The organism is Pseudoalteromonas sp. 1CM17D (genome assembly GCF_023161805.1).
GTDB lineage: Bacteria > Pseudomonadota > Gammaproteobacteria > Enterobacterales > Alteromonadaceae > Pseudoalteromonas > Pseudoalteromonas atlantica.
In genome coordinates, this window is sequence record NZ_JALNTP010000001.1 from 244,919 (window position 1) to 270,829 (window position 25,911).

The 25,911-nt window shown below is 40.1% G+C and carries 21 protein-coding genes, 2 tRNA genes and 1 pseudogene; 10 read left to right on the forward strand and 14 right to left on the reverse strand.

All coding sequences use genetic code 11. From position 1 onward, the window contains the following. The first annotated feature begins 818 nt into the window (after positions 1–818). Entirely contained in the window at positions 819–3,182 is a 2,364-nt protein-coding gene (locus tag MSC25_RS01055) for an alkaline phosphatase D family protein (RefSeq protein WP_248442163.1), read from the forward strand. Positions 3,183–3,800: 618 nt separating this feature from the next. On the opposite strand, the gene MSC25_RS01060 is transcribed toward MSC25_RS01055, so the two are convergent. The 4 genes and pseudogenes from MSC25_RS01060 to MSC25_RS01075 form a co-directional block, all read right to left on the reverse strand. Continuing rightward, positions 3,801–3,877: transfer RNA gene (locus tag MSC25_RS01060), tRNA-Val, on the reverse strand. 45 nt (positions 3,878–3,922) lie between these two features. Continuing rightward, positions 3,923–3,999 (reverse strand) — tRNA-Val (locus tag MSC25_RS01065). 113 nt (positions 4,000–4,112) lie between these two features. Further along, a pseudogene (locus MSC25_RS01070) lies at positions 4,113–5,099 on the reverse strand (DUF3080 family protein). Between the two features lie 52 nt (positions 5,100–5,151). Further along, a complete protein-coding gene (locus tag MSC25_RS01075; RefSeq protein WP_248442164.1) occupies positions 5,152–6,501 on the reverse strand; it encodes an MATE family efflux transporter in 1,350 nt (449 codons plus the stop codon). A gap of 128 nt (positions 6,502–6,629) precedes the next feature. Here MSC25_RS01075 and MSC25_RS01080 point away from each other — a divergent pair, with 128 nt between their 5' ends. Next, positions 6,630–7,256 (forward strand): riboflavin synthase, encoded by a 627-nt coding sequence (locus MSC25_RS01080; RefSeq protein ID WP_024033478.1) that lies wholly within the window; start codon positions 6,630–6,632, stop codon positions 7,254–7,256. On the opposite strand, the gene MSC25_RS01085 is transcribed toward MSC25_RS01080, so the two are convergent. Next, positions 7,253–7,456 (reverse strand): CPXCG motif-containing cysteine-rich protein, encoded by a 204-nt coding sequence (locus MSC25_RS01085; RefSeq protein WP_004586763.1) that lies wholly within the window; start codon positions 7,454–7,456, stop codon positions 7,253–7,255. The two genes, MSC25_RS01080 and MSC25_RS01085, sit on opposite strands and share 4 nt — an antisense overlap. 197 nt (positions 7,457–7,653) lie before the next feature. Continuing rightward, on the reverse strand, positions 7,654–8,517 hold the full coding sequence (locus tag MSC25_RS01090; RefSeq protein WP_004586762.1) for a fructosamine kinase family protein: 864 nt from the start codon (positions 8,515–8,517) through the stop codon (positions 7,654–7,656). 109 nt (positions 8,518–8,626) lie between these two features. On the opposite strand from MSC25_RS01090, the gene MSC25_RS01095 reads away from it, so the two are divergent. Further along, complete coding sequence (locus MSC25_RS01095) at positions 8,627–9,319, forward strand: DUF445 domain-containing protein (RefSeq protein WP_096739530.1); 693 nt, start codon at positions 8,627–8,629, stop codon at positions 9,317–9,319. A gap of 48 nt (positions 9,320–9,367) precedes the next feature. On the opposite strand, the gene MSC25_RS01100 is transcribed toward MSC25_RS01095, so the two are convergent. Further along, on the reverse strand, positions 9,368–9,733 hold the full coding sequence (locus MSC25_RS01100) for a DUF3718 domain-containing protein (protein ID WP_054982616.1): 366 nt from the start codon (positions 9,731–9,733) through the stop codon (positions 9,368–9,370). Between the two features lie 249 nt (positions 9,734–9,982). On the opposite strand from MSC25_RS01100, the gene MSC25_RS01105 reads away from it, so the two are divergent. From MSC25_RS01105 to MSC25_RS01115, 3 genes are all read left to right on the forward strand, one after another. Next, on the forward strand, positions 9,983–10,768 hold the full coding sequence (locus MSC25_RS01105) for a hypothetical protein (protein WP_248442165.1): 786 nt from the start codon (positions 9,983–9,985) through the stop codon (positions 10,766–10,768). A gap of 100 nt (positions 10,769–10,868) precedes the next feature. Continuing rightward, a complete protein-coding gene (locus MSC25_RS01110; RefSeq protein ID WP_248442166.1) occupies positions 10,869–12,251 on the forward strand; it encodes an amidohydrolase in 1,383 nt (460 codons plus the stop codon). Positions 12,252–12,261: 10 nt separating this feature from the next. After that, complete coding sequence (locus MSC25_RS01115; protein ID WP_248442168.1) at positions 12,262–13,506, forward strand: amidohydrolase family protein; 1,245 nt, start codon at positions 12,262–12,264, stop codon at positions 13,504–13,506. Positions 13,507–13,604: 98 nt separating this feature from the next. Here MSC25_RS01115 and MSC25_RS01120 read toward each other — a convergent pair whose 3' ends face one another. Together MSC25_RS01120 and cspD are read right to left on the reverse strand one after the other, a co-directional pair. After that, the gene (locus MSC25_RS01120) at positions 13,605–15,827 is read right to left on the reverse strand and encodes an NADP-dependent isocitrate dehydrogenase (RefSeq protein WP_248442170.1); all 2,223 of its coding nucleotides are present in this window, start codon (positions 15,825–15,827) and stop codon (positions 13,605–13,607) included. A gap of 449 nt (positions 15,828–16,276) precedes the next feature. Continuing rightward, positions 16,277–16,495 carry a cold shock domain-containing protein CspD gene (gene cspD / locus MSC25_RS01125; protein WP_004586755.1) on the reverse strand — a complete coding sequence of 73 codons (219 nt, stop codon included), beginning with the start codon at positions 16,493–16,495 and terminating at the stop codon, positions 16,277–16,279. 209 nt (positions 16,496–16,704) lie between these two features. Between cspD and clpS the strand changes: the two genes are divergently transcribed. Together clpS and clpA are read left to right on the forward strand one after the other, a co-directional pair. Then, positions 16,705–17,013, forward strand: coding sequence for an ATP-dependent Clp protease adapter ClpS (clpS, locus tag MSC25_RS01130; RefSeq protein ID WP_004586754.1), 309 nt, complete (start codon positions 16,705–16,707; stop codon positions 17,011–17,013). 68 nt (positions 17,014–17,081) lie between these two features. Then, positions 17,082–19,343: an ATP-dependent Clp protease ATP-binding subunit ClpA gene (gene clpA, locus MSC25_RS01135; protein ID WP_248442172.1), complete on the forward strand. Its 2,262-nt coding sequence runs from the start codon at positions 17,082–17,084 to the stop codon at positions 19,341–19,343. Positions 19,344–19,574: 231 nt separating this feature from the next. Here clpA and infA read toward each other — a convergent pair whose 3' ends face one another. The 4 genes from infA to trxB form a co-directional block, all read right to left on the reverse strand. Then, positions 19,575–19,793, reverse strand: coding sequence for a translation initiation factor IF-1 (infA, locus tag MSC25_RS01140; RefSeq protein ID WP_002962494.1), 219 nt, complete (start codon positions 19,791–19,793; stop codon positions 19,575–19,577). A gap of 90 nt (positions 19,794–19,883) precedes the next feature. Further along, complete coding sequence (locus tag MSC25_RS01145) at positions 19,884–20,588, reverse strand: arginyltransferase (protein ID WP_248442175.1); 705 nt, start codon at positions 20,586–20,588, stop codon at positions 19,884–19,886. Continuing rightward, positions 20,581–21,297: a leucyl/phenylalanyl-tRNA--protein transferase gene (aat, locus tag MSC25_RS01150; RefSeq protein WP_248442177.1), complete on the reverse strand. Its 717-nt coding sequence runs from the start codon at positions 21,295–21,297 to the stop codon at positions 20,581–20,583. Before aat ends, MSC25_RS01145 begins: the two co-directional genes overlap by 8 nt. Positions 21,298–21,390: 93 nt before the next feature. After that, positions 21,391–22,341 (reverse strand): thioredoxin-disulfide reductase, encoded by a 951-nt coding sequence (gene trxB / locus MSC25_RS01155; RefSeq protein ID WP_024033489.1) that lies wholly within the window; start codon positions 22,339–22,341, stop codon positions 21,391–21,393. A gap of 287 nt (positions 22,342–22,628) precedes the next feature. Between trxB and pssA the strand changes: the two genes are divergently transcribed. Next, positions 22,629–23,954: a CDP-diacylglycerol--serine O-phosphatidyltransferase gene (gene pssA / locus MSC25_RS01160; protein ID WP_248442179.1), complete on the forward strand. Its 1,326-nt coding sequence runs from the start codon at positions 22,629–22,631 to the stop codon at positions 23,952–23,954. A 115-nt stretch (positions 23,955–24,069) separates the two neighbouring features. Here pssA and ald read toward each other — a convergent pair whose 3' ends face one another. Next, positions 24,070–25,191, reverse strand: a complete 1,122-nt coding sequence (gene ald / locus MSC25_RS01165) for an alanine dehydrogenase (RefSeq protein WP_004586748.1) — start codon at positions 25,189–25,191, stop codon at positions 24,070–24,072. Positions 25,192–25,333: 142 nt separating this feature from the next. Between ald and lrp the strand changes: the two genes are divergently transcribed. Then, positions 25,334–25,813: a leucine-responsive transcriptional regulator Lrp gene (lrp, locus tag MSC25_RS01170; RefSeq protein WP_004586747.1), complete on the forward strand. Its 480-nt coding sequence runs from the start codon at positions 25,334–25,336 to the stop codon at positions 25,811–25,813. Positions 25,814–25,911: the final 98 nt, after the last annotated feature.

Consider the following 25,911-nt stretch of genomic DNA (forward strand, 5'->3'; position numbering starts at 1 on the left):
TGCTTGCAGTATTTATAACGCTATCGTGAAATGAGCGTTCGACACTACTGGTGATGACCACAATTTCACTCAATGTCATTAATAGTTTGCGGATGAGATTGTTAATTTCATACATCGTGTCAACTTCTCGACCAAATTGCGTTATGTATGCTTTACTTAGGTGATTTTTTTCATCAGCTACTTGTCAGACTATTTGCAGATCGCTTAATTGTTTATCGATTATTTCTACGTGGTTATTCAAGTTCGGAAATTGCTTAACTGGCTGCTGGTTCTCAGTAATGAATTGTTTAAACTGATTAGTATTTGTTAGCGCGTTTTGTCGATAAGCGAGCCTCTGCTGCTGCGCCAAAGAAGATCGTACTTTTTCAACTGATATAAGCCCTGTAATTAGTAATGGAATAAGCACTAGCATTAAAATTCGTGTCTTTATTTTATAGTTATTTAGGAATGACATAACAAGCTAAGTTTTATGTTAATTGTCAACAATTTGCTTAGGTTACATTTTTTTGTGTCTAAATAGCAACCATTAATTAGTGCAATAATAAAGCAAAGCATAAAGTTGGGTGCTCAGCGTTTAGTTAAACGTTATATCTTGGTGCGTGAGTAAATGGCAAACGTGTTAAATATAAGGGCCTAAATCAATGTTGAACCGTGTGTTATTCCGGGTTAAATAGGGGTCTTCAAAACATGTAATCTTACATTTGAATGAAGTTTTTATAATTTCTTAATGTTTTTATGAAAACAAATGCTGATATTTTTAACGAAAACATATATCGTTTGTTTACTGTTAACAATATTCAATGTGTGAGATTGAAAATATGAATAAAAATATATCTCGTCGCTCAGTTCTCAAAATGTTTGCTGCTGGGGTTGTTGCAACTGGCGTCTCTGGTTGTACTCGTCATTTAGGTGCTATGACTTCAACCTTTACTTGCGGTAACAAGGCTCACCGTGATAACTGGTATAAAACGTATAATAGAGTTTGGCTTGGCAAACAGTATTGGGCTAATCCGATGGAAGATTGGCGTGTGAATAACGGTGCGGCTGAATGTATAACTCGTGGGGGGAATCGCAGTGTTCATTCTCTAACACATCAAATAACGAATATTGATCAAGCTTTTTCCATGTCAGTGGAGGTTACGCGTTTAGAGCAAAATAATAACGATGGAGGCGCGGGTATTCGTCTTGGCGCTAAAAGTGAGCTCAATGAATACCGCAGTAACTGTTTTGTTCAACAGGGATACGACCTCGGTATCAAAAATAACAATTTAGTGTTGGGTAACAACACTGTGCCTTTAAAAATTCCGTTAGAGAATCAATCCGTTACTTTAACACTTTCTGGGACTCCTCAATCAGGTGCTATGGCGTTAGAGCTAACGGCTCGTTTAACATCAACTGAAAATATAATCGGTACGGTTACCCATTTGGTACCTGCATCAGAGCTATTAGGTAATGTCGCGCTAGTGAGTAATTTCTCAATTCAATCTGTTACTTATGAAAATGTGCCAGAAGATAAATTAGGCGCACGTTATAAATTTAGCCACTGGGCTATGCAAGGTGAAGCGTTCTCTGTTACTAATGAACAGACATTTGGCCCTATTCTTTGGACTATGTATTCGTTGAGCGATACATTAAGTCATGAAGATTTTGTGATGAAATTGAGTGCTTACACAGGACCAATAGGTGAGCAAGACAATCAACAATTAGAGCTGCAAGTACAACGTGACAATCAATGGATTGCTATCGACTCACAGCGTATTGACCATGATGGCTGGTTGGCGACTTTTCGTATTGCCAATTGGGATGAGAAACAAGATACGCCTTTTCGAGTTGTATATCATGAGAAATTCAGCGATGGTACACACACACCAGATATATATTCAGGGATTATAAAAGCAAACCCAAGCAATAATACGCTACGAATGGCTGCATTGACCTGTCAAAATGATTATGGCTTTCCGTACCAACCTGTTGCGCAAAATGTCGAAAAATTAAACCCCGATTTAGTGTTTTTCTCTGGCGATCAAATTTATGAAAGCCATGGGGGATTTGGTGTTATTCGTACGCCGGATGATTTGGCAATTTTAAACTATTTACGCAAATTTTATCAATTTGGTTGGGCTTTTAAAGAAGTCATGCGTAATCAACCGACAATTTGTTTACCTGATGATCACGATGTACTGCAAGGGAATTTGTGGGGTGAGGGGGGCGCAAAAATGCAAAATATTGCAAAAGACCCTTCAGCAAGTGTTTTAGGCGGTTACATAGATTCTGCGCGGGTGGTTAATATGGTACATAAAACAACGCTTAACCATCATCCAGATCCTTATGACTCTACACCAACGAATGGCATTACTTCTTATTATGGGGCGATGCTATACGGCGGTGTTGGTTTTGCCATTCTTGCCGATAGGCAATGGAAAAGTGGCCCGGAGCGTATTAATGTTTCGGTAGGAGAAACAGGGCAAGACAAAGATCCGCTTTATTATAACCCGTTATTCAATCCTCCTGGTTTGGATCTGCTAGGAAATCGCCAAGAGAATTTTCTTAAAGCGTGGGGTAATGACTGGCGCGGGCATAAATTAAAGGCGGTATTAAGCCAAACCGTATTCGCTGCTATTTCTACTCATCAGCCTTTGCCAGATCGTTTCTTAAAATATGATTTTGACTCAAGTGGTTGGCCTGCCGCTGCGCGTAATCGTGCAATTGATGCAATGCGTGACTCTATGGCGTTACATATTTGTGGCGATACCCATTTAGGTTCTTTATCGCAATATGGTGTAAATCAACAAAGAGATAGTAATTGGGCTTTTTGTACGCCTGCCATTTCAGCAGGTTGGCCAAGGTGGTGGAAACCTGACTCGATGAATATGCCTTACCAAAACCGCCCTGCACACGGACTTGCCGAAACAGGCGAATATAATGACACCTTTGGCAACAAGATTTATGTCTATGCGGTTGGTAATCCAGAGGTTGGAAAATCAAATAACCGCTATGTGAAAGCGCATGAAAAAGGCAGTGGTTTTGGTTTTATTACGTTTGATTGTGACAATCTCACTTACACAATGGATGCCTATCGATTTTTAGTCGATGTTAACGATGGTAAAGCAAGTAATCAGTTCCCGGGCTGGCCTGTAACCATTCATCAGCAAGAGAACAAAGGTAACAACCTGTTAAGTTAATTCAGGTTAAAATTACTAGTGTACTTTTTAAAACGGCAGTTGATATATTCCATCGCCGTTTTTATTGACGCAATTTTAAGTAAAAAATAATGCCTTAGCTCTTTCAGTAATTCGGTTCTGAATTCGGCGTGGGCATAAAGAGTAGGAAGCGCGCTAATCAATTGAGTTATGGTTTAACTATTTATAGGAATAGGTTAATTAAATTGATTCAGTGGAATGAATAATTTTGGTACGACTGAGTGGATTCGAACCAGCGATTTCGGCGCGGGGCATAAAGAGTAGGTAGCGCGCTAACCAACTGAGCTAAAGTCCCACAAATAGTATCTAAAGTATATTTATTCAGAGGGGAGAATAGTTTTGGTACGACCGAGTGGATTCGAATCAGTGATTTCGGCGTGGGCATAGAGAGTAGGTAGCGCTCTAACCAACTGAGCTACATTCGTACATATAGTATCTTAATTATATTTATTCAAAGGGAAGAATAAATTTGGTACGACCGAGTGGATTCGAATCAGTGATTTCGGCGTGGGCATAGAGAGTAGGTAGCGCTGTAACTAACTGAGCTACAGTCGTACAAATAGTATCTTAATTATATTTATTCAGTGGGAAGAATAGTTTTGGTACGACTGAGTGGATTCGAACCACCGACCTCTACCATGTCAAGGTAGCGCTCTAACCAACTGAGCTACAGTCGTACAAATAGTATCTTAATTATATTTATTCAGAGGGAGGAATAAATTTGGTACGACCGAGTGGATTCGAACCACCGACCTCTACCATGTCAAGGTAGCGCTCTAACCAACTGAGCTACGGTCGTATTACCTAATTAAGATGCGATAAATTTAATTATCAGCGGCCGCTAATATATAGCGTGGTGAGTGGTGAATCAAGCAAGTTTGTTGCTTTTACGTTTATTTGCCGTTTTTTTATTCATATTGGGCTGATTTCACACGTTTTATAAAAGTTTTGCCACCAGGTAATGTGTTTTTTGGCTGAGCCTTTAAGCTGGTTTAGTAGATTGTTTTGTGAATCCAGCGCTATTAAAGTATTTATTTGCTTATTTGTTATGGCTTGGTTAAACCACAGTTGGTTATACAAAGGTAAAAGTGTTTCAAGGTAGCCTGCTAAAGTAGCCTGATAAGGCTGTATTTCTTTAAGGAAATACTTTTGAAACACGTTACTGACGATAGTGGCTACTTTTTAATTTTTTCCTGCTGGGCATATTTCATCAATGGATTGCGATTCAATAAATTGCGTGGCTGAATTATTAAACGCTATTTGCAGCCTTGCAGAATAAATAAGTAATTGGTTAAAACGGTACTTATTAAGCTGCTCTAACGCGTTAAAAATGTCTGCGGAGTTAATTTTTAAGTAGTGTTTATTGAGTATGTGTTGTTTTATGAGTGCAAGCTGCTGCATGGCCGCTACCGTGTCGCTAAACCCTGCCGGCGAGACAGAAAGCTCTGCGCTGCTAGCTTGCCACGTGTTTTTTAGCTCAAATTCGTTATACAACATTAAATTAAAGTAGTGGTTTAGTGTTTGCTCTTTATGTGTTTTTGCTTTTAATAGGGTTTTATAAACTGCTGAGTCAGGCTTAAGCGTGCTTAAGCACTGCTGTGCATTTTGCACAAACTCTATTTGATACTTTAAAACACCGGCATGTCCGGCCGTTTTACCTAGCTGATTGTTGTGCTCACTAATAAGTAAGCTGAGCTTACAATGGCTTAAGCTGGCAAGTTCAATCAAACTAATGGTGGTGGTGTTTAAAAGCGTGTTAGGGGGTAAAAGCGGACTAATTGCTACAGGTTTACTTAAACCAGGGGCTTGAGTTTCAAGGGTATTACTTAGGCGTGCTATGTATGTTTGATAAGTGTTGCTGGGCGCTTTTGAACACCCAGCAAGCACGGCGCAACACACAGCTAATAAACAACTTAACCATGTTTTGCTTGGTATTAATGTTAGTGCTTTTTTATACAAATGGCGCCTGCTTTAATCGCTTATTAACGGTGAACATAAGCCATACAGCAGCAACGGTTAAACCAAAAATAATACCTATCCAAAAACCGTGCGGCCCCATGGCGGGCACAATTAAATCTGTTCTTCCCAATACGTAGCCTAAAGCAAAACCGATTAACCAGTAAGATATAAACGTTATATACGATATAGGCTGCGTGTGTTTTAAACCTCTTAAAATGCCGTTCGCAGCGACTTGAAGTGCATCAGGAATTTGATAAATACATGCCAAAATCATAATTGAGGTCGCTAATGCAATAACGGCTGGGCTGTCGGTGTATAGTTGGCTTATTAAATCGCGGCCAATAAAGGTTATAAAAGCTAAAAATAACGCAATAGCAATGGCTAATATGTAGCTGGTTGATATAGCAGTTTTTAATTGGCTTAAATGGTTTTGACCAAATAAATTACCAATACGAATACTAATGGCGATAGATAAGCTCAGTGGCATCATAAATAATAACGCGGTCACGCTTCCCGCAATTTGATGGCCCGACACTGCAACAGCACCTAAGTGTGCAATAAATAAAGGTATACACGCAAATAGCGTAATTTCAAAAAAGGTAGCCAACGAAATGGGTATACCTAATTTAGTAATAATCCCAATGGTTTTAATATTGGGCTTTTCAAAATTTGCCAGCAGGGCTTTTGCATCGATTTTTTTACTAAACTGGCAATACGTTACTTGTGCAACAGCCATTACAGTTAGTACCAATGCCGTAGCAATACCACAACCTGCACCGCCGTAGGCTGGTAAGCCAAATAAACCATTTATAAAAATATAGTTAGCCGGAATATTAACGCCAAGGCCCAGTAAACTGATATAAAAAGCGGGTTTTGTCATCCCCATGCCTTCGGTCATATTTCGATAAACGGTAAAAATTAAAAAGCCAAAGGCTCCCCATTTCACAAAATGGATATAGTCGTACGCAAGGTTTGCGATAGCGGGGGTTGTATCGAGTTTTAAAATCACTATATCGGCTAGGTTGGCTATACCAAAACCAATTGCGCTTAAAATAGCGGTTAAATACAGAGCTTGCTGAAAATAGTGGCTAATGCCTTTTTTATCATTAGCGCCCGCAAATTGGGCAATAATACCGGTTAACGCGAGCAAAATACCTTGCAGTGCCAGTAATAACGGGTTCCATATACCGGTTGCAATCGACAGCGCAGCTAAATCTGTTGGACTTACTTGGCCTGCCATAATGGTGTCGACCACCGACATTAAAACGAGTGTTACTTGTGCTAAAAATACAGGTACGGCAAGGGTGATTAAACGTTTGGCTTCCCAGCTACTAAAGGTCATAAAAACAGCTATTTGATAAAACAGGGCGCAATTGTAATCGATTGTGTTTCAAATAAAAATCACTGTTGTGAATGATTTTACGAGTTGATACGTTAAACTAGCACTTTGTAATAATTTTAAGTGATTTTATGTTTACAGGAATCGTTCAAACTCAAGCTACTGTTGTATCTACCACGCACACAGAAGGGGTTTTACGTTTAGTTGTATCGGTAGGTGATGAATACGTTAAACATTTAGATTTAGGCGCCAGCATTGCAATTAATGGCTGTTGTTTAACAGTGGTTAAAGTTGAATTAAGTAACCACGATGTAGTGGCACAAGTACATTTTGATGTAATTGATGAAACACTATTACTAACGAATTTAGGCAAGCTTGCACTAGGTAGCTTAGTTAATTATGAGCGCTCAGTAACCTTTGGTACTGAATTAGGTGGGCATATTGTGTCGGGGCACATACACTGCACTGCCCAAATCGGGCAAATAGTTAAGCAACAAAATAACTGTAAAATTCAGTTAAGCTTACCTACTAAATGGCAAAAGTATGTTTTGTACAAAGGCTTTGTAGCAATAAATGGCGCAAGTTTAACCGTGGGCGAAATTGACGAGCAGGGGTTTTGGTTACACCTGATCCCCGAAACGCTGGCCATTACAAATTTAGGTAACGCTCAAGTGGGTGATGAACTAAATATAGAAGTTGATCAGCAAACTTATACCATTATTAACACGGTAGAAAATTACTTACGCCACCAAGGCTAAAAAATTTGTTCATCGTCGCTGTCTATGTGTAACTCTAATTTTTTATGAGCATGGTCTATGTGCATGTTTAAATGAATAGGGTTACAACAGGCACTGCATTCTTCTACGTAGTCTTGATCCCCCATACTTGCGTCAATGTCTAGGTGTATGTGGTTGCCACAGTGTGGGCACGTGATACGTTGTGATAAAAAATCTTTCATAATCACTCCAATAGTACCAAGGTTAGAATTAACTTGTTGATACGCATTAATTAAGTTGTGCAGTTATACTAGCAACAACTTGATGGCTCAAAACTGAACCAAACAACAAGGTATTGAGCCTAAATAACATCCTTTTTAAATATAGTGCTGAAGCAACGATTATGACAGTTATTTTACGCCTTATAAGGCGTTATTATTTAAAGCGATAGCAGCTCATCAATATGCTGCTTAGCCTGAGTAAGGTAGTGCCCTGCAAATATATTTGCGTGATTTAAAATAGGGTAAAGTTGGTATATTGCTTTGCGCTTTTTATAGTTTTCGCTTAATGGGTATTGCGCGTTATAGGCGTTATAAAAATCATCAGGTAAGGGGGCAAATAGCTCGCTCATTGCAATATCTACCTCACGGTCTCCGTAATAACATGCGGGATTAAATAAGGTCGGTACATTTTTAATAAAGCCCATATTTCCTCGCCAAAAGTCGCCATGTACTAAAGAGGGCTCCACAATATGGCTGTGCAATTGCTCTTTTACCAAATTAATTAATAGCTCAGGCTCTACAAGCTGGATGCCTTTTTCGGCTAATAGTTGCAGTTGCCAGCCGATGCGCTCTTCTGCGTAAAATAAGTCCCATTTTTTATGCCATTGGTTTGGTTGCACGGTAGTGGCTAGGTAATTATCTACATCAAAGCCAAACATTGCTTGGTCGTGCTTTTGGTGCAGCATAGCCAGTTGTTTACCCATATCGTGCCAATGCGTGTGGGGCTGTTTATCAAGTACTAACCATTCAAGTACAATAAACGAAAATTCAATATTAGCACCTGTTACAATGCAGTCGGGCACCATAAAAACACTATTTTGGGTGAGCTGCTTAAGTCCTATTGCTTCGCTTTCTAGACGATCTAGTTCGCTTTTAAGGGCAATTTTAACCAGGTAATTGTGTTTTCCATCGGTGAGTTGATAGAGTTTATCGGTATTTGTACTTTGCAGCTGACGTTTGTAAGTATGTTTAAAGTCATAATGAATGGCTTGGCTAATGTGCTCGTTTACTGTTTTCCACATATCAATTGCTCGCCTTTTAAACAGATACTTAAACTATGGCAAAAAAGTATTAATTTAACAAACTAATCGTTGTAAAATTAACGATATAAAAAATGCTAATGGAGTAACAATGAACAAAAGTTTTATCACCAATTTGCTTGCTGTCTTGTGTGTAGTTATAGGCTACTTTTTTAACCACGCTATTGTGTTATCGGTGGGGTTATTTGCGCTATCTGGTGCTGTCACAAACTTATTGGCTGTTCATATGTTATTTGAAAAAGTACCTTTGTTATATGGCTCGGGTGTTATTGCTCTAAAATTTGAAAGTTTTAAAGTGGCTATTCGTAATTTAATTTTGACTGAGTTTTTCTCTGAGCAAAAAATTAATAACCTACTTAGCAAAGCGCAACCTAATATCGATTTTGAGGGCATTATTACTAAAGTTGATTTAAACCCTGCATTCGACAACCTACTTCAAGTAATAGAGCAATCACAGTTTGGCAGTATGTTAGGTATGTTTGGTGGCACAGCGGCTATAGAGCCAATGCGAGAAAAGTTTATTGAAAAAATGCAGCTATCACTTGCGCAAATTAGCCAAACAGACGATTTTAAAGCGCTAGTAAACGATACGTTATCGCAAGGGAATAGCGCACAAAGCTTACATGCTACGGTACTTAAATTAGTTGATGAGCGCTTAAATGAACTCACCCCTAAAATGGTTAAAGACATTATTCAAACTATGATACGTGAGCATTTAGGTTGGCTAGTAGTATGGGGCGGTGTGTTTGGCGGTTTATTTGGCTTAATTGCGGCCATTATTTAATAACTAAGCCTGCTTACAAAGCAGGCTTAATTTTGTGTTAACGCCATACTATTTTGGCCCTGTGATGATTACTTTTTCTGGGTTGTACGATTTAGCTAAATCTTTAATTGATGTGCGAGTACTGGTATCAATATTTAAATAATTTGCGCTTTTATCAAGGTTATACAAAGTAACAAAGTCGCCCATTGATAAGTTATTACAGTGCAGCTTTTTGCTCATTACCGCTTTGCTTATATTTAAATCCCGTGACGCTTTACGTACTACGTACGATTTATTAGCTGCAACAGCCATACAAGCCTGTGTACCTGGCGATGAATCGGCCGCGACAAATTGGGTGGCTAATGCTGGTTTTGCAATTAGTAAAGTTGCGCCTAGTACCATAGTTGTGCATAAAGTAGCTTTTAACGTGTTCATAATTAGTCCTCATTGTTTGTGGTTCAGCTTTATTATTGAGCGATTTAAACTAAAAAGCTGTTAACCAAACGCAACAAGGTGTAAGCAGGTATGTTTAAAAATACACACTTAAGCTAGGTGACTGAATTTAAGCCCTAATAAATGTGTTTTTTGACACACTTAGGCAAAATTATTTTATAGCTACTGACATATTTTCTCAGCCTGCTATTATCGCCCCATTATTTACGCGCTTAATTTTTAGGAGAACCAGTGAGCAAAACGTTAGCCAGCTATTACCAGCAAGCGTATGCCTGCGAGCACAAGCATTTTAACCAATGTTTTTATTGTGGATGCGAAGCCACAGAGCGCGATCATTGCCCGCCGTTACATATGCTACAGAGCATTATTGATTTAGGCGAAGAGGCCGACTTTGTCTCTATTGCCGCGTGTTATGAGTGCCATGCCTTATTACATAATGAAAGGCTAATGACGATAGATGAGCGTTTTACAAAACTTAAAAAAAAGCTCTCTAATAAGTACGCTAAGGCGCTGCGTGTTTATAACATGTGGGAAGAAAACGAATTAAGCGAAATGAGTGACGAATTTGCGCACAGCATTCAAGCGGGTATGAAATTAGGTAAAGAGGCATCTGAGCGTTTAGCGTTTACAGGCTTTACATATGCCACCGAAGAAGCCCGCGTGACCGTACGCGAAAAAACCAAAGAGTTTGATGTAGAAGGGAGCGTTTTTACCGACTTTAAAGAGGCATTAAATTACTGTATTAACGTACTTAAAGTTCATAAAAGTGACTTTTATAAAATATTGGTAGAGGATTATAACGGCGACTTTAATAGAGCACTTAGCCAGTATCGTCATCGCCATGATAAAGTAACAGCAGCAAGCGATGGCAATACATTAATTAAGGATTTTGCTAAGCAACATAAGCAAAACTCAGACTTTGTAACTCGCACCGTAAAACACTTTATAAACAAAGACCCATCGCTTACAACCGAAGGCGCACTTGAAAAGCTGTATAACAATTATATAAAAAAATAATTACAGCTGTTTAACTCATTTAATCGCTTTTTTACCTGTTTTTTTAGCTTTATTACGCCGCTTTAGCTAAAGTAGCAAAAAAACAGGAGAACCTAACAACATGCAAAAATTTGCTCCCTCATTGTTAGCAGTTGGTTTAGCTGCTGCCCTTGTTGGCTGCCAAGAAAACGGCCCACAAGATGCAAAAATCACCATCAATAAAAACCCATACCCAAGCACCTACACACCGCTTGCAAGTAAAAGCACATTAATTACCAATGCAACAGTACTTACTGGCACTGGCGAGCGCTTAGATGACGCCGATGTGTTACTTGTTGATGGTAAAGTACAACAAGTAGGTAAAGACTTATCGACTAATGCAGATGCAACCATTGATGCACAGGGAAAATGGGTTACCCCAGGTATTATTGACGTACATTCTCATTTAGGTGCTTACCCAAGCCCATCAGTTGAGTCTCATCAAGACGGAAACGAAATGACCAGCCCAAATACTGCTGAGGTGTGGGTAGAGCATTCTGTATGGCCTCAAGATCCTGGCTTTAACCGCGCGCGCGAAGGCGGTATTACTTCACTACAAATTTTACCAGGCTCAGCTAACTTATTTGGTGGCCGTGGCGTAACACTTAAAAACATTCCTGCGCATACCATGCAAGCAATGAAATTCCCTGATGCGCCTAATGGTTTAAAAATGGCCTGTGGTGAAAACCCAAAACGCGTATATGGTCGCCAAGGTACTTTGCCTTCAACCCGTATGGGTAACATGGCCGGTTACCGTATGGCATGGGCAGAAGCACAAGAGTACAAACGTGCATGGGATAAGTACGACGCCGATTACGAAGCAGGTTTAAACCCAGAAGCACCAGTTCGCGATATTAAGCACGATACTCTTCGCGCGGTAATTGAAGGTGAAGTGTTAATTCATAATCACTGTTATAAAGCTGAAGAAATGGCGATGATGATCGACCTTTCAAAAGAATTTGGCTATCACGCAGGTACGTTCCATCACGGTGTAGAAGCTTATAAAATTGCAGATTTATTAGCTGAAAATGGTTCGTGTGCTGCACTTTGGCCAGATTGGTGGGGCTTTAAAATGGAAGCCTACGACATGGTTCAAGAAAACGTAGCTATTGTTGATGCGGTAAAAAATTCGTGTGCCATTGTGCATTCTGACTCAGACACCACTATTCAGCGCTTAAACCAAGAAGCGGGTAAAGTAATGTACCGTGCAAACGAAAATGGGTTTGATATTTCGGAGCAGCACGCGATTAAGTGGATCACCTCAAACGCGGCTAAATCATTAGGTATTGAAGATAAAACTGGTTCGCTTGAAGCAGGTAAACAAGGCGATGTGGTTATTTGGAACCAAAACCCATTTAGCGTTTACGCAAAAGCTGAACAAGTATTTATTGATGGCGCAAAAGTTTACGATAGAAACGATAGCGCATTTCAAGCACAAAGTGATTTTATGTTAGGCCAACAATAAGGAGCCCAGAATGAAAAATTTATCACGTTCGTTTTCGCTATCTCTGGTTGCTGCCGGACTATTAGCCTCAGGTGCAGCCAATGCACAATCGCTTGCTATTATTAATGCCACGCTGCATACGGCAACCGAGCAAGGCGTTTTAGAAAACGCCAGCATTGTTATGGATAACGGTAAAATTACCGCTATTAATCCACAGCAAGTACAAGCAGATAAAGTTATTGATGCAAATGGGCAAATTGTAACCCCAGGTTTTATTGCTAGCATTAATCAACTTGGCTTAGTGGAAGTAAGTGCAGTTGCAGGCTCACGCGATGCAGGCGAAGAAAAAGCAGGCATTGATTTTGATGTAAGCCTTGCTTATAACGCTCACTCAAGCCTTATCCCGTATGCACGTAAAGGCGGTGTAACCCGCGATGTAATTACCCCGCATGGTGGCGATAGTATTTTTTCGGGCTTAGCAAGCGTTGTTGATTTAAGCGGTGATTTACAAGGCGACATACAAAAACAAGCTGCATTAGTGGTTTATTTAGGTGAGCGCAGTAAGGGCTCGCGCGCATTTACATTGCAAACGCTAATTAATAAGCTTGAAGAGCACCAAACAAAAGCAGCTAAAAAGCCTAAAAAAGACGACGACAGCACCCCAAGTACTGAAGATAAAGTAATGGTTAAAGTACTTAGCGGCGATATGCCACTTGTAGTGGGTGTATCTCGTGCGGCTGATATTATTGAGCTACTTAAAGTTAAAGAGCAATTTGGTATTAATTTAGTGCTCAATGGTGCACAAGATGCTGTTGTTGTTAAAGAGCAGATTGCTAAAGCGCAAGTACCAGTAATTATGAGTGCTATGGATAGCTTACCTTCAAGCTTTGACTCTTTACATGCCAGTTTAGATAACGCAGCCGCGCTTGAAAAAGCTGGGGTAAAAGTTATTTTAACAGTGGGCGGCGATGCCAGTCATAATATTTATCAACTTCGATTTGATGCAGGCAATGCAGTTTCGTACGGCATGAGCCAGCAAGGTGCACTTAATGCTGTTACATCCAATGTAGCCGACGTATTTGGCATAAATGCAGGTAGCCTTGAAGTAGGTAAAGCTGCCGATGTGGTTGTATGGAGTAACGACCCATTTGAGCTAAGTAGCCATGTAAGTAAAATGATTATTAACGGTGAAGAAGTATCTACGCAGTCGCGCCAAGATAAACTGCGTGAGCGCTATACCAGTGAATCATCTATGCCGCGTGCATATACAAAATAATTAATATAGCTTTAATTATCCAAAATTCAGGTTAATTATTAAAGGCACAAAAAAACCGCTTACTTTAAACGTAAGCGGTTTTTTAATTTAATCTAAAATTATACTAATTTAGATAAAATTTCGTTAAACGTTGCACTTGGGCGCATTGCTTTAAACGCTGCATCATCATTTGGTTGGAAATAACCACCAATATCCATTGAAGGACCTTGTGCATCGTTAAGCTCGCTTACGATTTGCTCTTTTTGCGTTTCTAAATCGCTCGCAATTTGTGTAAATTGCGCTTTAAGCTCGCTGTCTTCGTCTTGCTTAGCCAGCTCTTGTGCCCAGAATAAAGATAAGAAGAAGTGAGAACCACGGTTATCAATTTCTTTTACTTTACGTGAAGGCGACTTGTTTTCAGCTAAGAACGTACCTGTTGCTTTATCTAGTGTGTCAGCAAGTACTTGTGCTTTTTTGTTGCCTGTATTCAAGCTTAGGTGCTCAAGCGAAGCCGCTAGTGCTAAAAACTCGCCTAACGAATCCCAACGTAAGTGGTTTTCTTTTTCGAACTGTTGAACATGCTTAGGTGCTGAACCACCTGCGCCAGTTTCAAATAAGCCACCACCGTTCATTAGTGGCACAATAGAAAGCATTTTAGCACTGGTACCCAGCTCTAAAATTGGGAATAAATCTGTTAGGTAGTCACGTAATACGTTACCCGTTACAGAGATAGTGTCTTTACCTTCTTTAATACGCGCTAATGAGAACAAAGTTGCTTCAAGCGGTGCTAAAATTTGAATGTCTAGGCCATCAGTATCGTGATCTGGTAAGTATTTGTTTACCTTTTTAATTAGCTCTGCATCGTGAGCACGGTTTTCATCTAACCAGAAAATAGCAGGCACGCCCGTAGCACGTGCGCGGTTTACAGCAAGCTTAACCCAATCTTGGATTGGTGCATCTTTAACCTGACACATTCTCCAAATATCGCCTTGCTCAACAGTGTGCTCAAGTAATGTTGTGCCATTTGCATCAACAACACGAATAGAACCATCCGCTTTTGCTTCAAACGTTTTATCGTGAGAACCGTATTCTTCTGCTTTTTGAGCCATTAGGCCTACGTTTGGTACGCTACCCATAGTGGTAGGATCGAACGCGCCGTTTTCTTTACAAAAATCAATTGTAGCTTGGTAAACGCTTGAGTAGCTACGATCTGGGATCACAAAGCTAGTGTCTTGTAGTTTACCGTCGTTGTTCCACATTTGACCGCTTGAACGAATGGCAGCAGGCATAGACGCATCAATGATCACATCGCTTGGAACGTGTAAGTTAGTAATACCACGGTCAGAATCAACCATTGCAATAGCAGGACGCTCAGCGTAAACCGCTTGAATGTCTGCTTCAATTTCTTCGCGCTTAGCATCATCTAATGTTTGAATTTTAGAATAAACGTCGCCTAAACCGTTATTTACATCAACACCTAGCTCTTCAAAAAGCTCGCCGTGTTTAGTAAATACGTCTTTGTAGAAAACTTTTACCGCATGACCAAAAATAATAGGGTCAGATACTTTCATCATTGTCGCTTTCATGTGAAGCGAAAATAATACGCCTTTTTCTTTAGCTGCATCAATTTCTGCTGCTAAAAACGCTTGTAGTTTAGCTGCGCTAATGCGCGATGCATCAATTACTTCGCCAGCAATTAGCGGCGTGCTTTGTTTAAGTACAGTCACATCGCCATTAGTCGCTACGTGCTCAATACGTACATCAGTTGCTGCATCAACAGTTACAGATTGCTCAGAACCAAAGAAGTCACCTTCGCTCATGCTTGCAACGTATGATTGTGAGTCTTTGCTCCACGCACCCATTGAATGAGGGTTATTGCGTGCATATTCTTTAACAGAACCTGGTGCACGACGATCTGAATTACCTTCACGCAATACTGGGTTTACAGCACTGCCTTTGATTTTGTCGTAAGTTGCTTTAATTTTAGCTTCTTCATCATTTTTAGGCTCAGCTGGGTACTCTGGTAGTGCGTAGCCTTTTTCTTGAAGCTCTTTAATTACAGCGCGTAACTGCGGTACAGACGCACTGATATTTGGTAATTTGATGATGTTTGCTTCTGGTGTTTTTGCAAGTTCGCCAAGCTCTGCAAGCGCATCGCCAATGCGTTGCTCTTCAGTAAGGTAATCAGCGAAGTTTGCAATTACACGACCTGCTAATGAGATATCGCGAGTTTCAACTTCAACACCTGCCGCATTTGTATAGGCTTGGATAATTGGTAGCAACGAGTAGGTTGCTAGCGCCGGAGCTTCGTCCGTTTTAGTGTAGATAATTTTTGATGTCATCATCATTCCTAGATAGTAGGCCGCAGTGGCCGTATTCAACAATGCAAAGAAACTCATTAGCGCATGGTTGCGTTAATAAGCAGTTTGTTAGGTGTCGGTACTCTTAATATGCCAAAAGGCAGAATAGTCACACCTGACTAACTGATTTTTATAGGTTGCAAAGTACACGTATTTTAGCCGCGTAAAAGCATAAGCTAAAATGTAACCGCGTAATTTAGCAACAAGAGTGTAACAAGCTTGTTTAAAAAGGGCTAGCGCTTGCGCTTTTGAACAGCCTTAATTAGCAGGTAACTGTTAGAACATTGGGGTATATAAAATAAAATCAAGGAAAAGGGTTGAATTTAGCGTGTACAGGAGCAATTTAGTAATAAGAAGAGAGTTGAGTGGTAAGTGGGGAATTAAGCGAGGATCTAAATTAGGTCGCTCGCTTTAGTCGAACAAATTTTTGATCACTCTAAAATGTCGCCGTTAGGCGCAATGTTTTTAGCGTGTAAGCCCTTAGGGCCTTGTTCTAGCTCGAATGTTACATCCTGACCAGCTTTAAGTGTCTTATAACCGTCCATTACAATCGTTGAGTAATGAGCGAAAATATCATTCTCGCAGCCGTCTTCTACGATGAAACCAAAACCTTTGGCGTTGTTGAACCATTTGACTTTACCACAAGCCATACTTCTACATCCTTCTATAAGTTGACTAATTTAGTTATTCTAAACCGTATAATTTGCTAGACTGACTAAGGATTAATCAATCTACTTCTGACTGTAGTTTATTTGGCCAGTCAGTCAAGTGTTTTGTGGTATTTTTTTAACATTTAATTTATTTTTTATTCAAGTTTGCTTGAGTTCTAAAGACAAGACTATATTTAATTATGAGTGGTATGAAAGATTCAGGTGTCATCGACACAGTTCGCGATAGTGAAAAGCAAAAGCTGCAGCCACCGCGAAAATACAAAGTTGTTTTAAATAACGACGACTACACGCCAATGGACTTTGTAATAGAAGTTTTAATGACGTTTTTCAATATGGATAGCGATAGAGCAACTGATGTGATGCTACAAGTTCACGAAAAAGGTAAAGGGATATGCGGTGTATTTAGCGCCGATGTAGCCCATACCAAAGCGGAACAAGTTAACCGTTATGCACGGGATAACGAGCATCCACTGCTTTGTAGTTGTGAGCAGGAATAAATACCAATTAGGTGATCAATCATCTCATTGTTGTGGTATAAAATAATTATCTCAGTAAGGGGTTGCCAATGCTAAACAAAGACTTAGAACTAACGTTAAATGCCGCGTTTCGTGAAGCGCGTACACGCCGCCATGAGTTTATGACGGTAGAACACCTTTTACTTGCGCTTTTAGATAACCCTTCAGCAGGCGAAGCGCTAAACGCCTGCGGTGTTGATATTTCTGGTTTAAAAACCGAACTATTAGAATTCATAGACGAAACCACACCGGTTATTCCCGATTTAGAAGAAGAACGCGAAACCCAACCAACACTGGGCTTTCAGCGCGTGCTTCAACGTGCGGTTTTTCATGTTCAATCATCTGGTAAAAACGAAGTTACAGGCGTTAACGTGCTCGTTGCTATTTTTTCTGAACAAGAAAGCCAAGCGGTTTATTTACTTAAGAAAAGCGATATTTCTCGCTTAGATGTAGTGAATTTTATTTCTCATGGTATTTCTAAAACGGATGATGAGTTAGGAGATGACACTGACGATATTCATGAAGAAGTACAAGAGGTTCAAAACGAAGAGGCAAGTAAGTTAGATAGCTTTACCACTAATTTAAATGCCCAAGCCAAAGACGGTAACATTGACCCATTAGTAGGGCGCGACAGCGAAGTAGAGCGCACCGTGCAGGTTTTATGTCGCCGTAAAAAGAATAACCCACTGCTTGTTGGTGAAGCAGGGGTAGGTAAAACAGCCATTGCAGAGGGCCTTGCGTACCGCATTGTTAATGAACAAGTGCCTGAAGTAATTGCCGATGCTGTTGTTTACTCGCTTGATATGGGCGCATTGCTTGCCGGTACTAAGTACCGCGGCGACTTTGAAAAACGCTTTAAGAGCTTATTAAAAGAGTTACAAGCAAAACCTAATTCAATTTTATTTATTGATGAAATACACACTATTATTGGTGCAGGTGCTGCATCGGGTGGTGTTATGGATGCCTCTAACTTACTTAAACCGCTGCTTTCAAGCGGGCAGTTACGTTGTATGGGCTCAACCACTTACAATGAATACAAAAATATTTTTGAAAAAGACCGTGCGTTAGTGCGCCGTTTCCAAAAAATTGATGTACTTGAACCAAGTGTGGCCGATACCACTAAAATTTTAAATGGTTTAAAAGAGCGTTATGAAGAACACCATGGTATTCGTTACACGCAAAAAGCATTAAAAGCAGCTGCAGAGCTAAGTGCTAAATACATTAATGAGCGTCACTTACCTGATAAAGCTATTGATGTAATAGATGAAGCTGGTGCCAACCAACGTTTGCAGCCAAGCTCTAAACGCAAAAAAACCATTGGTGTATCAGATATTGAATCGATTATTGCTAAAATGGCGCGTATTCCAGCTCAAAGCGTGTCATCGACCGATAAAGAAACGCTTAAAAATCTTGATCGTAATCTTAAAATGTTAGTGTTTGGGCAAGATCAGTCTATCGACGCGCTAACATCTGCGATTCGTTTATCTCGCTCTGGGCTTGCAAACGAAGATAAGCCAGTGGGCTCGTTCTTATTTGCGGGGCCAACGGGTGTAGGTAAAACCGAGGTTACTAAACAGCTTGCTAAATGTATGGGCGTTGAGTTTATTCGCTTTGACATGTCAGAGTATGTTGAGCGCCATGCAGTAAGCCGTTTAATTGGTGCGCCTCCTGGGTATGTTGGCTTTGAACAAGGTGGTTTACTTACCGAAGCCGTTATTAAAAACCCGCATGCAGTTGTATTATTGGATGAAATTGAAAAAGCCCATCCAGATATTTACAACATATTACTGCAAGTAATGGATCACGGTACGTTAACCGATAACAATGGTCGTAAAGCTGACTTTAGAAACGTGGTGGTGGTTATGACAACCAATGCCGGCGTACAAGAAACCACACGTAAATCGATTGGCTTTACCGAGCAAGATCATACGCACGATGCAATGAGTGAAATTAACAAGGTATTTTCACCTGAGTTTAGAAACCGCTTAGATAATATTATTTGGTTTAACCACCTTGAAAAAGACGTTATCTTGCAAGTGGTCGATAAATTTGTAGTTGAGCTGCAAGCGCAATTAGATAAGAAGTCAGTTAACCTTGAGCTGACCTCTAAGGCCCGAGAGTGGTTAGCAGATAAAGGCTACGATAAAGCAATGGGTGCACGTCCAATGGCACGTGTTATTCAAGATGAGCTTAAAAAGCCATTGGCTAACGAAATACTCTTTGGTGAACTGGTTGATGGCGGTACTGTTAAAGTATCAGTTAAAGATAAGAAAATTAACTTTGACTATGAAAGTAATTTAACACCCGCTTAAATAAGTGTATTCACTTATCATACCAATGCGCAAATTATGCGAATGGGTATATAAACTAGCCTGCGCGATACGCGTGGGCTTTTTTGTGCTTTTTTATAGGCAACAAAAAACCCAGCAAAAGCTGGGTTTTTTGTTTATTAAATGTAATTGCTAGTCAGTACCATCAATTACATTTAATAAACGCTTTAAGCTAGTTATTCACTAGCCAAAAACTAAATCTCGTTTACGCACTTAGCGAGCACGGAATACGATACGTCCTTTCGATAAATCGTAAGGAGTCATTTCTACCGTTACTTTATCGCCGGTTAAAATACGGATATAGTTTTTGCGCATTTTACCTGAAATATGAGCCACAACTACGTGACCATTTTCTAGCTCAACTCGGAACATTGTATTTGGTAAAGTATCAAGGACTGTCCCTTGCATTTCGATTACGTCTTCTTTCGCCATGTTTAGCGTAACACCTCTTTAATAGTTAAACGCTGCAGATTTTGCCCAAAATACGCCAATAAGTAAAGGCGCAGCGGGCATTTTTGCAAATTAAATAGCCAACCACTGGTCATTAACGTGTTTTTGCGCGGGTAAAAACTGAGTTTTGTATTTCATTTTGGTGCATTCATCGATTTGGTAGCCCAAATACACAAATTCTTTATTTTGCTGTTTGGCAAATTCGAGCTGCTGTAAAATCATCACAGTCCCTAAACTGTAGTGCTCAAAGTCGGGATCGAAAAACGTATAAATAGCCGAGACAGCGTTATCCATGCAATCTGTTACGGCCACTGCAACTAAAGTGTCTTGGTGCCAAAGCTCAATAAACGTTATTTCTAACCAGCTACAAAATAAAAAGCTTTGAAACTGTTCTAAGTTAGGCGGAAACATAGTGCCGTCGCTGTGGCGCATTGAAATGTATTTACTATAAAGTGGATAATATTCTTCGCGCTTAGCGTGTGTGTATTTAACTTCAAAGTTTGCTTTTACTTTATTTAGTTTTCTTTTTTGTGACTTTGAAGGGAGGAACTCTTGGGCTAACACGCGCACCGAGTTACAGGCGCTACACGAAGGGCAGTGCGGTCGATAAATTTGGTTACCACTGCGCCTAAAACCGAGCGATAAAAGCATCTCAAATTTATGCGTGCTGTAACAGGTCGGGTCAAGTATTACCAATAATTGCTCTTGCCTGTCAGGTAAATAGCTACAAGCAAACTCTTGGCTAAGGCCAACGCGTGCAGGAATGTGTTCACTCATAAATTGCTGTTAACTCCTGTGGTTGCCACATGGTTGAGTTGAGGGTGTAAGCATTTGCTCGTTTAAGTTTAGTCAAAAATTCTGAGCGAGGGATCACTTTTGCGCCTAAAGAGGTTAAATATGGGTTTTCTAGTTGGCAGTCAATAAAATGTGCGTTATGGCGTTTTAACCAATTAACTAACGCCCACATGGCCAGTTTTGAGCAATTAGTTTGATGATGAAACATCGACTCGCCACAAAAAACGCCATTTTGCATAATGCCATACAGCCCACCGGCAAGTTCGCCGTTTTGCCATACCTCAACACTATGCGCAATATTAGCGTCATGTGCAGCAATATAAGCGCTTAACATATCGTTTGTTATCCATGTGCCTTCGGTGTCTATACGTTGCTCACAGCACGCTTCTATCACCTCAGCAAAGGCATTGTTAATAGTTACTTTAACAGGGTGCTTTTTTAAATGTTTACGCAAGCTTTTACTTATATGAAAGTCATTTAGCTCTACAATGCCGCGTTCACTTGGCGACCACCACATAATGGGCTCACCTTCGCTAAACCATGGGAAAATACCCATTTTATAGGCATTACTTAAGCGCTTTACAGATAAATCGCCGCCTATGGCAAGCAGTCCATCGGGGGAGGTAAGTGCATATTCGGGATTTGGAAATGCTATATCGGTTTCACTTAGTTGGTATAGCTGGTTTCTCATAGAGGGCTTAACTTATTAATTATCATAAAAGTGTAACTATATTTTAGGCATAAAAAAAGGCTGAACTAACAGCCTTTATTAATTTTGTAGCGTTTATAGGTTATCTAAGAAACGCTCTGCATCTAGGGCTGCCATACAGCCTGTACCTGCAGACGTAATTGCTTGACGGTAAATATGATCAGACACATCACCTGCGGCAAATACGCCAGGTACGCTTGTTTGTGTAGCGTTACCGTTAAGACCAGACTCAACCACTAAATAGCCGTCTTTCATTTCTAGTTGGCCTTCAAACATGTCGGTGTTTGGCTTATGGCCGATAGCAATAAACACACCCGCTAAATCAAGCTCTTCGGTAGCATCAGATTGTGTATCTTTAATGCGTACGCCAGTTACACCCATGTCATCGCCAAGTACTTCGTCTAGCGTACGGTTGTAGTGCATTACTACGTTACCATTTTGTGCTTTTTCGTTAAGGCGATCAGCAAGAATTTTTTCACTGCGGAAGCTATCACGACGGTGAATAACGTGTACTTCATCCGCAATGTTAGATAAGTAAAGCGCTTCTTCTACAGCAGTGTTACCACCACCTACAACGGCAACTTTACGCCCTTTATAGAAAAAACCATCACATGTAGCACATGCAGATACACCACGACCTTGAAAATTAGTTTCAGACTCTAAGCCTAAGTATTTAGCCGATGCACCAGTGGCAATAATTAATGCATCACATGTGTAAGTACCTTGGTCGCCAGTAAGCGTGAAAGGCCGCTTAGACACATCTACTTTATTAATGTGGTCAAACACAATTTCCGTTTCAAAGCGCTCAGCGTGCTCTTTCATACGGTCCATTAATGCAGGGCCTGTTAAACCGTGCGCATCGCCTGGCCAGTTTTCAACTTCAGTTGTGGTCGTTAATTGGCCACCTTGTTGAATGCCGGTAATTAAAACGGGGTTTAAATTTGCACGTGCGGCGTATACTGCGGCAGTGTAACCCGCAGGGCCAGAGCCTAAAATTAGTAACTTAGAGTGTTTTGCTTCAGTCATGATCTTTTCCTAAACGTTTAATACTGAACTTAATGGCTTCGATTCTAAGAAAAACAAGGCACAAGTAAACAAATTATGTGAATATTTTTTTCTGACAAAATTAAAAGCTGTGCAATTTTATGTACTGACTTTGCCTTGAACGATAAAAAAGCCCGCGTAAAGGCTAAAAAACAAACAGATGAGCAACAAAGCTTCGTTAATTCATGACCCGTTAGTATTTTTTTGATATGTTTTACCTAATTTTATTTGTCACTGATAGATTATGTGACCTTAGTGAATAGGCAACTATGTTATTTTGGCAGGAAAAACCCGCATTTGGGTTGACTTCAAAAGACGTTAACGTCTTAACCAACGCACAAGAGTACCGTACGCAATTGCTACGTTTAATTAGCAATGCAAAAAAAAGAATCTACATTACGGCACTTTATTTACAAGATGACGAAGCAGGGCGCGAAATACTTGAAGCACTGCATCGTGTGTCGTTGGCAAACCCCAACCTTGAAATAAAAGTGTTGGTTGATTTTCATCGTGCACAACGTGGTCTTATTGGTGCAAAAAAATCAGACGGTAACGCAAGTTTATATTGTGACTATTTAGAAAAATTTAAATCAAACGTACAAGTTTACGGTGTGCCAGTTAAAGCCAAAGAGTTGTTTGGTGTGTTACACCTTAAAGGTTTTGTTGTAGATGATACTTTATTATACAGCGGCGCCAGCTTAAATAACGTGTACTTACAATACAACGAACGCTACAGGCTCGACCGTTACTTTTTAGTTGACCAAGCATCGCTGTGCGACTCTGTGGTTGATTTTATTGAGTCTAAGCTAATAGGCTCGCAAGCCGTGCCACGTATTGATACACGCCCGCTTAAGCGCTTAATAGACTTTAAGTTTGAACAAAAGCAATTAATGCGCGAGCTCAAGTCGGCCAGTTATGCAAACCCAACTACGCACAATACCGACCCACTCGGTGTGCGTTTGTTTTTAGGTTTAGGGCGTCGTAATAATAGCCTTAACCGATTAATTAAAAACTTGTTTGATACCACAGAACAAGAGCTCGTACTTTACACACCGTATTTTAATTTTCCGGCGCCGCTTATGCGCTCACTACGTCGATTATTAAAACAAGGTAAGCAAGTAACCATTGTAGTAGGTGATAAAACCGCAAACGATTTTTATCTGCCGCCAAGTGAGCCATTTAGTAAAATTGGTGCACTCCCGTATTTATACGAAACTATTTTGCATAAATTTGTAAAATCGCAAAAGCTCCATATAGATAACGGCAATTTAAACGTGTATTTATGGAAGCACGAGAGTAACTCGTTTCACTTAAAAGGTATTTGCGCCGACCGACAACGCCACTTATTAAGCGGCCATAACCTTAATCCACGAGCGTGGGGCCTTGATATCGAAAACGGTATTTTAATTGAAGACCCACAGCAAAGTATTATGCAAGCCATAGATAACGAAAAGCAGGAAATTTTAAAACACTGCCGCCGTTTAACTGGGCCAAATGATTTAGAAACAGTAGAAAATTACCCGCAACCGGTTAAAAAGCTACTTGGTCAGGCTAAACGCGTAAAAGTAGATTTTATAATTAAGCGTTTTATATAAATTAATTTATATAGTCAAAATTTAGATACAAAAAAAGCAGCTAATTAGCTGCTTTTTTATTGCTTGTAGTTAGGTAACTATTTTATTCAATAACACCTAACAACTAAACGCAAAATTACGCGTTTTCTACTGCAGTGCGAGGGTCAACATATTCCATGTTGAACGCTTCAGCTACTTCTTTGTAAGTTACTTGGCCTTTAATTACGTTTAAGCCTTTTAAGAAGTGCGCGTCATCTAGTAGTGCTTTTTTGTAACCTTTGTTTGCAAGGTTAATAATAAACGGCAATGTTGCATTGTTAAGTGCAAAGGTAGACGTACGTGGTACAGCACCTGGCATGTTAGCAACACAGTAGTGAACAACTTCATCAACAATGTATGTAGGATCAGCGTGTGTTGTTGCTTTAGAAGTTGCAATACAACCACCTTGGTCAATAGCAACATCAACAATTGCAGAGCCTGGCTTCATTGCTTTAATGTGATCGGCTGTTACTAGTTTAGGCGCTGCTGCACCTGGAATTAGTACGCCACCAATTACTAAGTCAGCTTCTAGTACGTGTTTTTCTAGTGCGTCAGCCGTTGAGTAAATCGCTTTAACTTTGTTACCAAATTGCGCGTCTAGTGCACGAAGTACATCTATGTTGCGGTCAAGTACTACAACGTCTGCGCCCATGCCAACAGCCATTTGCGCTGCGCTACGACCCACCATGCCGCCGCCAATAACAACTACTTTAGCTGCTTCAACGCCTGGTACGCCACCTAGTAACATGCCACGGCCGTGGTTAGATTTTTCAAGCGCTTGTGCACCGGCCTGAATAGACATACGACCTGCTACTTCACTCATTGGTGCAAGAAGCGGTAAGCCGCCACGTGCATCGGTAACTGTTTCGTAAGCAATACAAATCGCTTTGCTTTTAACAAGGTCTTCAGTTTGTGGAAGATCAGGTGCAAGGTGAAGGTAAGTAAATAAAATTTGATCTTCGCGTAGCATTGCACGCTCAACAGCTTGTGGCTCTTTTACTTTTACGATCATGTCTGCTTTTGCAAAAACATCAGCTGCAGTTGCTAAAATTTCAGCGCCAGCTTGTGTGTAGTCTTCGTTAGTAAAACCAATGCCCATACCTGCATCTGTTTCAACAATCACTTGGTGGCCGTGATTTACTAATTCACGAACACTCGCAGGAACCATACCTACACGGTATTCATGGTTTTTAATTTCTTTAGGTACACCAATAATCATAAAATTTGCCTTATTAAGAACGGATTAACATTTTTCACTATTATATTCATCATAAGGCAGTGTGTCTCACCTTTTTTAAAAGGCTAGCCAGTGTTATTATCTAAATAATAAAAATAAACAGAATATTAAACTAGTTGGGTGTATGCATCAGTTATTAGATAGAATTGACCGTAAAATTTTAATGGAATTACAGCACGATGGACGCCTTTCTAATGTAGAACTGGCCCGACGAGTTGGCCTGAGCGCCACGCCCTGTCTGGAGCGCGTAAAAAAGTTAGAACGTGAAGGTTATATACTTGGCTACAAAGCGGTGGTTGATCCAGCAAAGCTTGGCCAAGGCTTATCTGTGTATGTTGAGGTAACCATTACCAAAACATCGCCCGACGTATTTGATGAGTTTAGTGCGGCGGTTAAACAGCACGAAGAGATAATAGAGTGTCACTTGGTATCGGGTAATTTTGATTTTTTATTAAAAACACGCGTAAACGATATGTCAGAATACCGCGGTGTACTAGGCGACATTCTTTTAAAGCTGCCAAACGTGAGTGAAAGCCGCACCTATGTAGTAATGGAAGAAGTAAAAGGTGAAGATGGCGTAATAATTCGCCCTTACATTGCCTAAATTTAACCGCAAAAGATAAACACACTCTAATTTATAAAAACTTGTTCATAATCAGGCCATACACATTAAGATAAAGTGCATCAAATTGCATTTCCTGC

What these genes read in the sequence shown, in the direction of transcription:
- MSC25_RS01075 (WP_248442164.1), bottom strand. Translation starts at nt 6,501, where the DNA reads ATGACCTTTAGTAGCTGGGAAGCCAAACGTTTAATCACCCTTGCCGTA.
- MSC25_RS01055 (WP_248442163.1), top strand. Translation starts at nt 819, where the DNA reads ATGAATAAAAATATATCTCGTCGCTCAGTTCTCAAAATGTTTGCTGCT.
- MSC25_RS01110 (WP_248442166.1), top strand. Translation starts at nt 10,869, where the DNA reads ATGCAAAAATTTGCTCCCTCATTGTTAGCAGTTGGTTTAGCTGCTGCC.
- ald (WP_004586748.1), bottom strand. Translation starts at nt 25,191, where the DNA reads ATGATTATTGGTGTACCTAAAGAAATTAAAAACCATGAATACCGTGTA.
- MSC25_RS01095 (WP_096739530.1), top strand. Translation starts at nt 8,627, where the DNA reads ATGAACAAAAGTTTTATCACCAATTTGCTTGCTGTCTTGTGTGTAGTT.
- MSC25_RS01145 (WP_248442175.1), bottom strand. Translation starts at nt 20,588, where the DNA reads ATGAGTGAACACATTCCTGCACGCGTTGGCCTTAGCCAAGAGTTTGCT.
- MSC25_RS01085 (WP_004586763.1), bottom strand. Translation starts at nt 7,456, where the DNA reads ATGAAAGATTTTTTATCACAACGTATCACGTGCCCACACTGTGGCAAC.
- MSC25_RS01100 (WP_054982616.1), bottom strand. Translation starts at nt 9,733, where the DNA reads ATGAACACGTTAAAAGCTACTTTATGCACAACTATGGTACTAGGCGCA.
- cspD (WP_004586755.1), bottom strand. Translation starts at nt 16,495, where the DNA reads ATGGCTTGTGGTAAAGTCAAATGGTTCAACAACGCCAAAGGTTTTGGT.
- MSC25_RS01120 (WP_248442170.1), bottom strand. Translation starts at nt 15,827, where the DNA reads ATGACATCAAAAATTATCTACACTAAAACGGACGAAGCTCCGGCGCTA.
- infA (WP_002962494.1), bottom strand. Translation starts at nt 19,793, where the DNA reads ATGGCGAAAGAAGACGTAATCGAAATGCAAGGGACAGTCCTTGATACT.
- trxB (WP_024033489.1), bottom strand. Translation starts at nt 22,341, where the DNA reads ATGACTGAAGCAAAACACTCTAAGTTACTAATTTTAGGCTCTGGCCCT.
- lrp (WP_004586747.1), top strand. Translation starts at nt 25,334, where the DNA reads ATGCATCAGTTATTAGATAGAATTGACCGTAAAATTTTAATGGAATTA.
- MSC25_RS01080 (WP_024033478.1), top strand. Translation starts at nt 6,630, where the DNA reads ATGTTTACAGGAATCGTTCAAACTCAAGCTACTGTTGTATCTACCACG.
- pssA (WP_248442179.1), top strand. Translation starts at nt 22,629, where the DNA reads ATGTTATTTTGGCAGGAAAAACCCGCATTTGGGTTGACTTCAAAAGAC.
- clpS (WP_004586754.1), top strand. Translation starts at nt 16,705, where the DNA reads ATGAAAGATTCAGGTGTCATCGACACAGTTCGCGATAGTGAAAAGCAA.
- clpA (WP_248442172.1), top strand. Translation starts at nt 17,082, where the DNA reads ATGCTAAACAAAGACTTAGAACTAACGTTAAATGCCGCGTTTCGTGAA.
- MSC25_RS01115 (WP_248442168.1), top strand. Translation starts at nt 12,262, where the DNA reads ATGAAAAATTTATCACGTTCGTTTTCGCTATCTCTGGTTGCTGCCGGA.
- aat (WP_248442177.1), bottom strand. Translation starts at nt 21,297, where the DNA reads ATGAGAAACCAGCTATACCAACTAAGTGAAACCGATATAGCATTTCCA.
- MSC25_RS01090 (WP_004586762.1), bottom strand. Translation starts at nt 8,517, where the DNA reads ATGTGGAAAACAGTAAACGAGCACATTAGCCAAGCCATTCATTATGAC.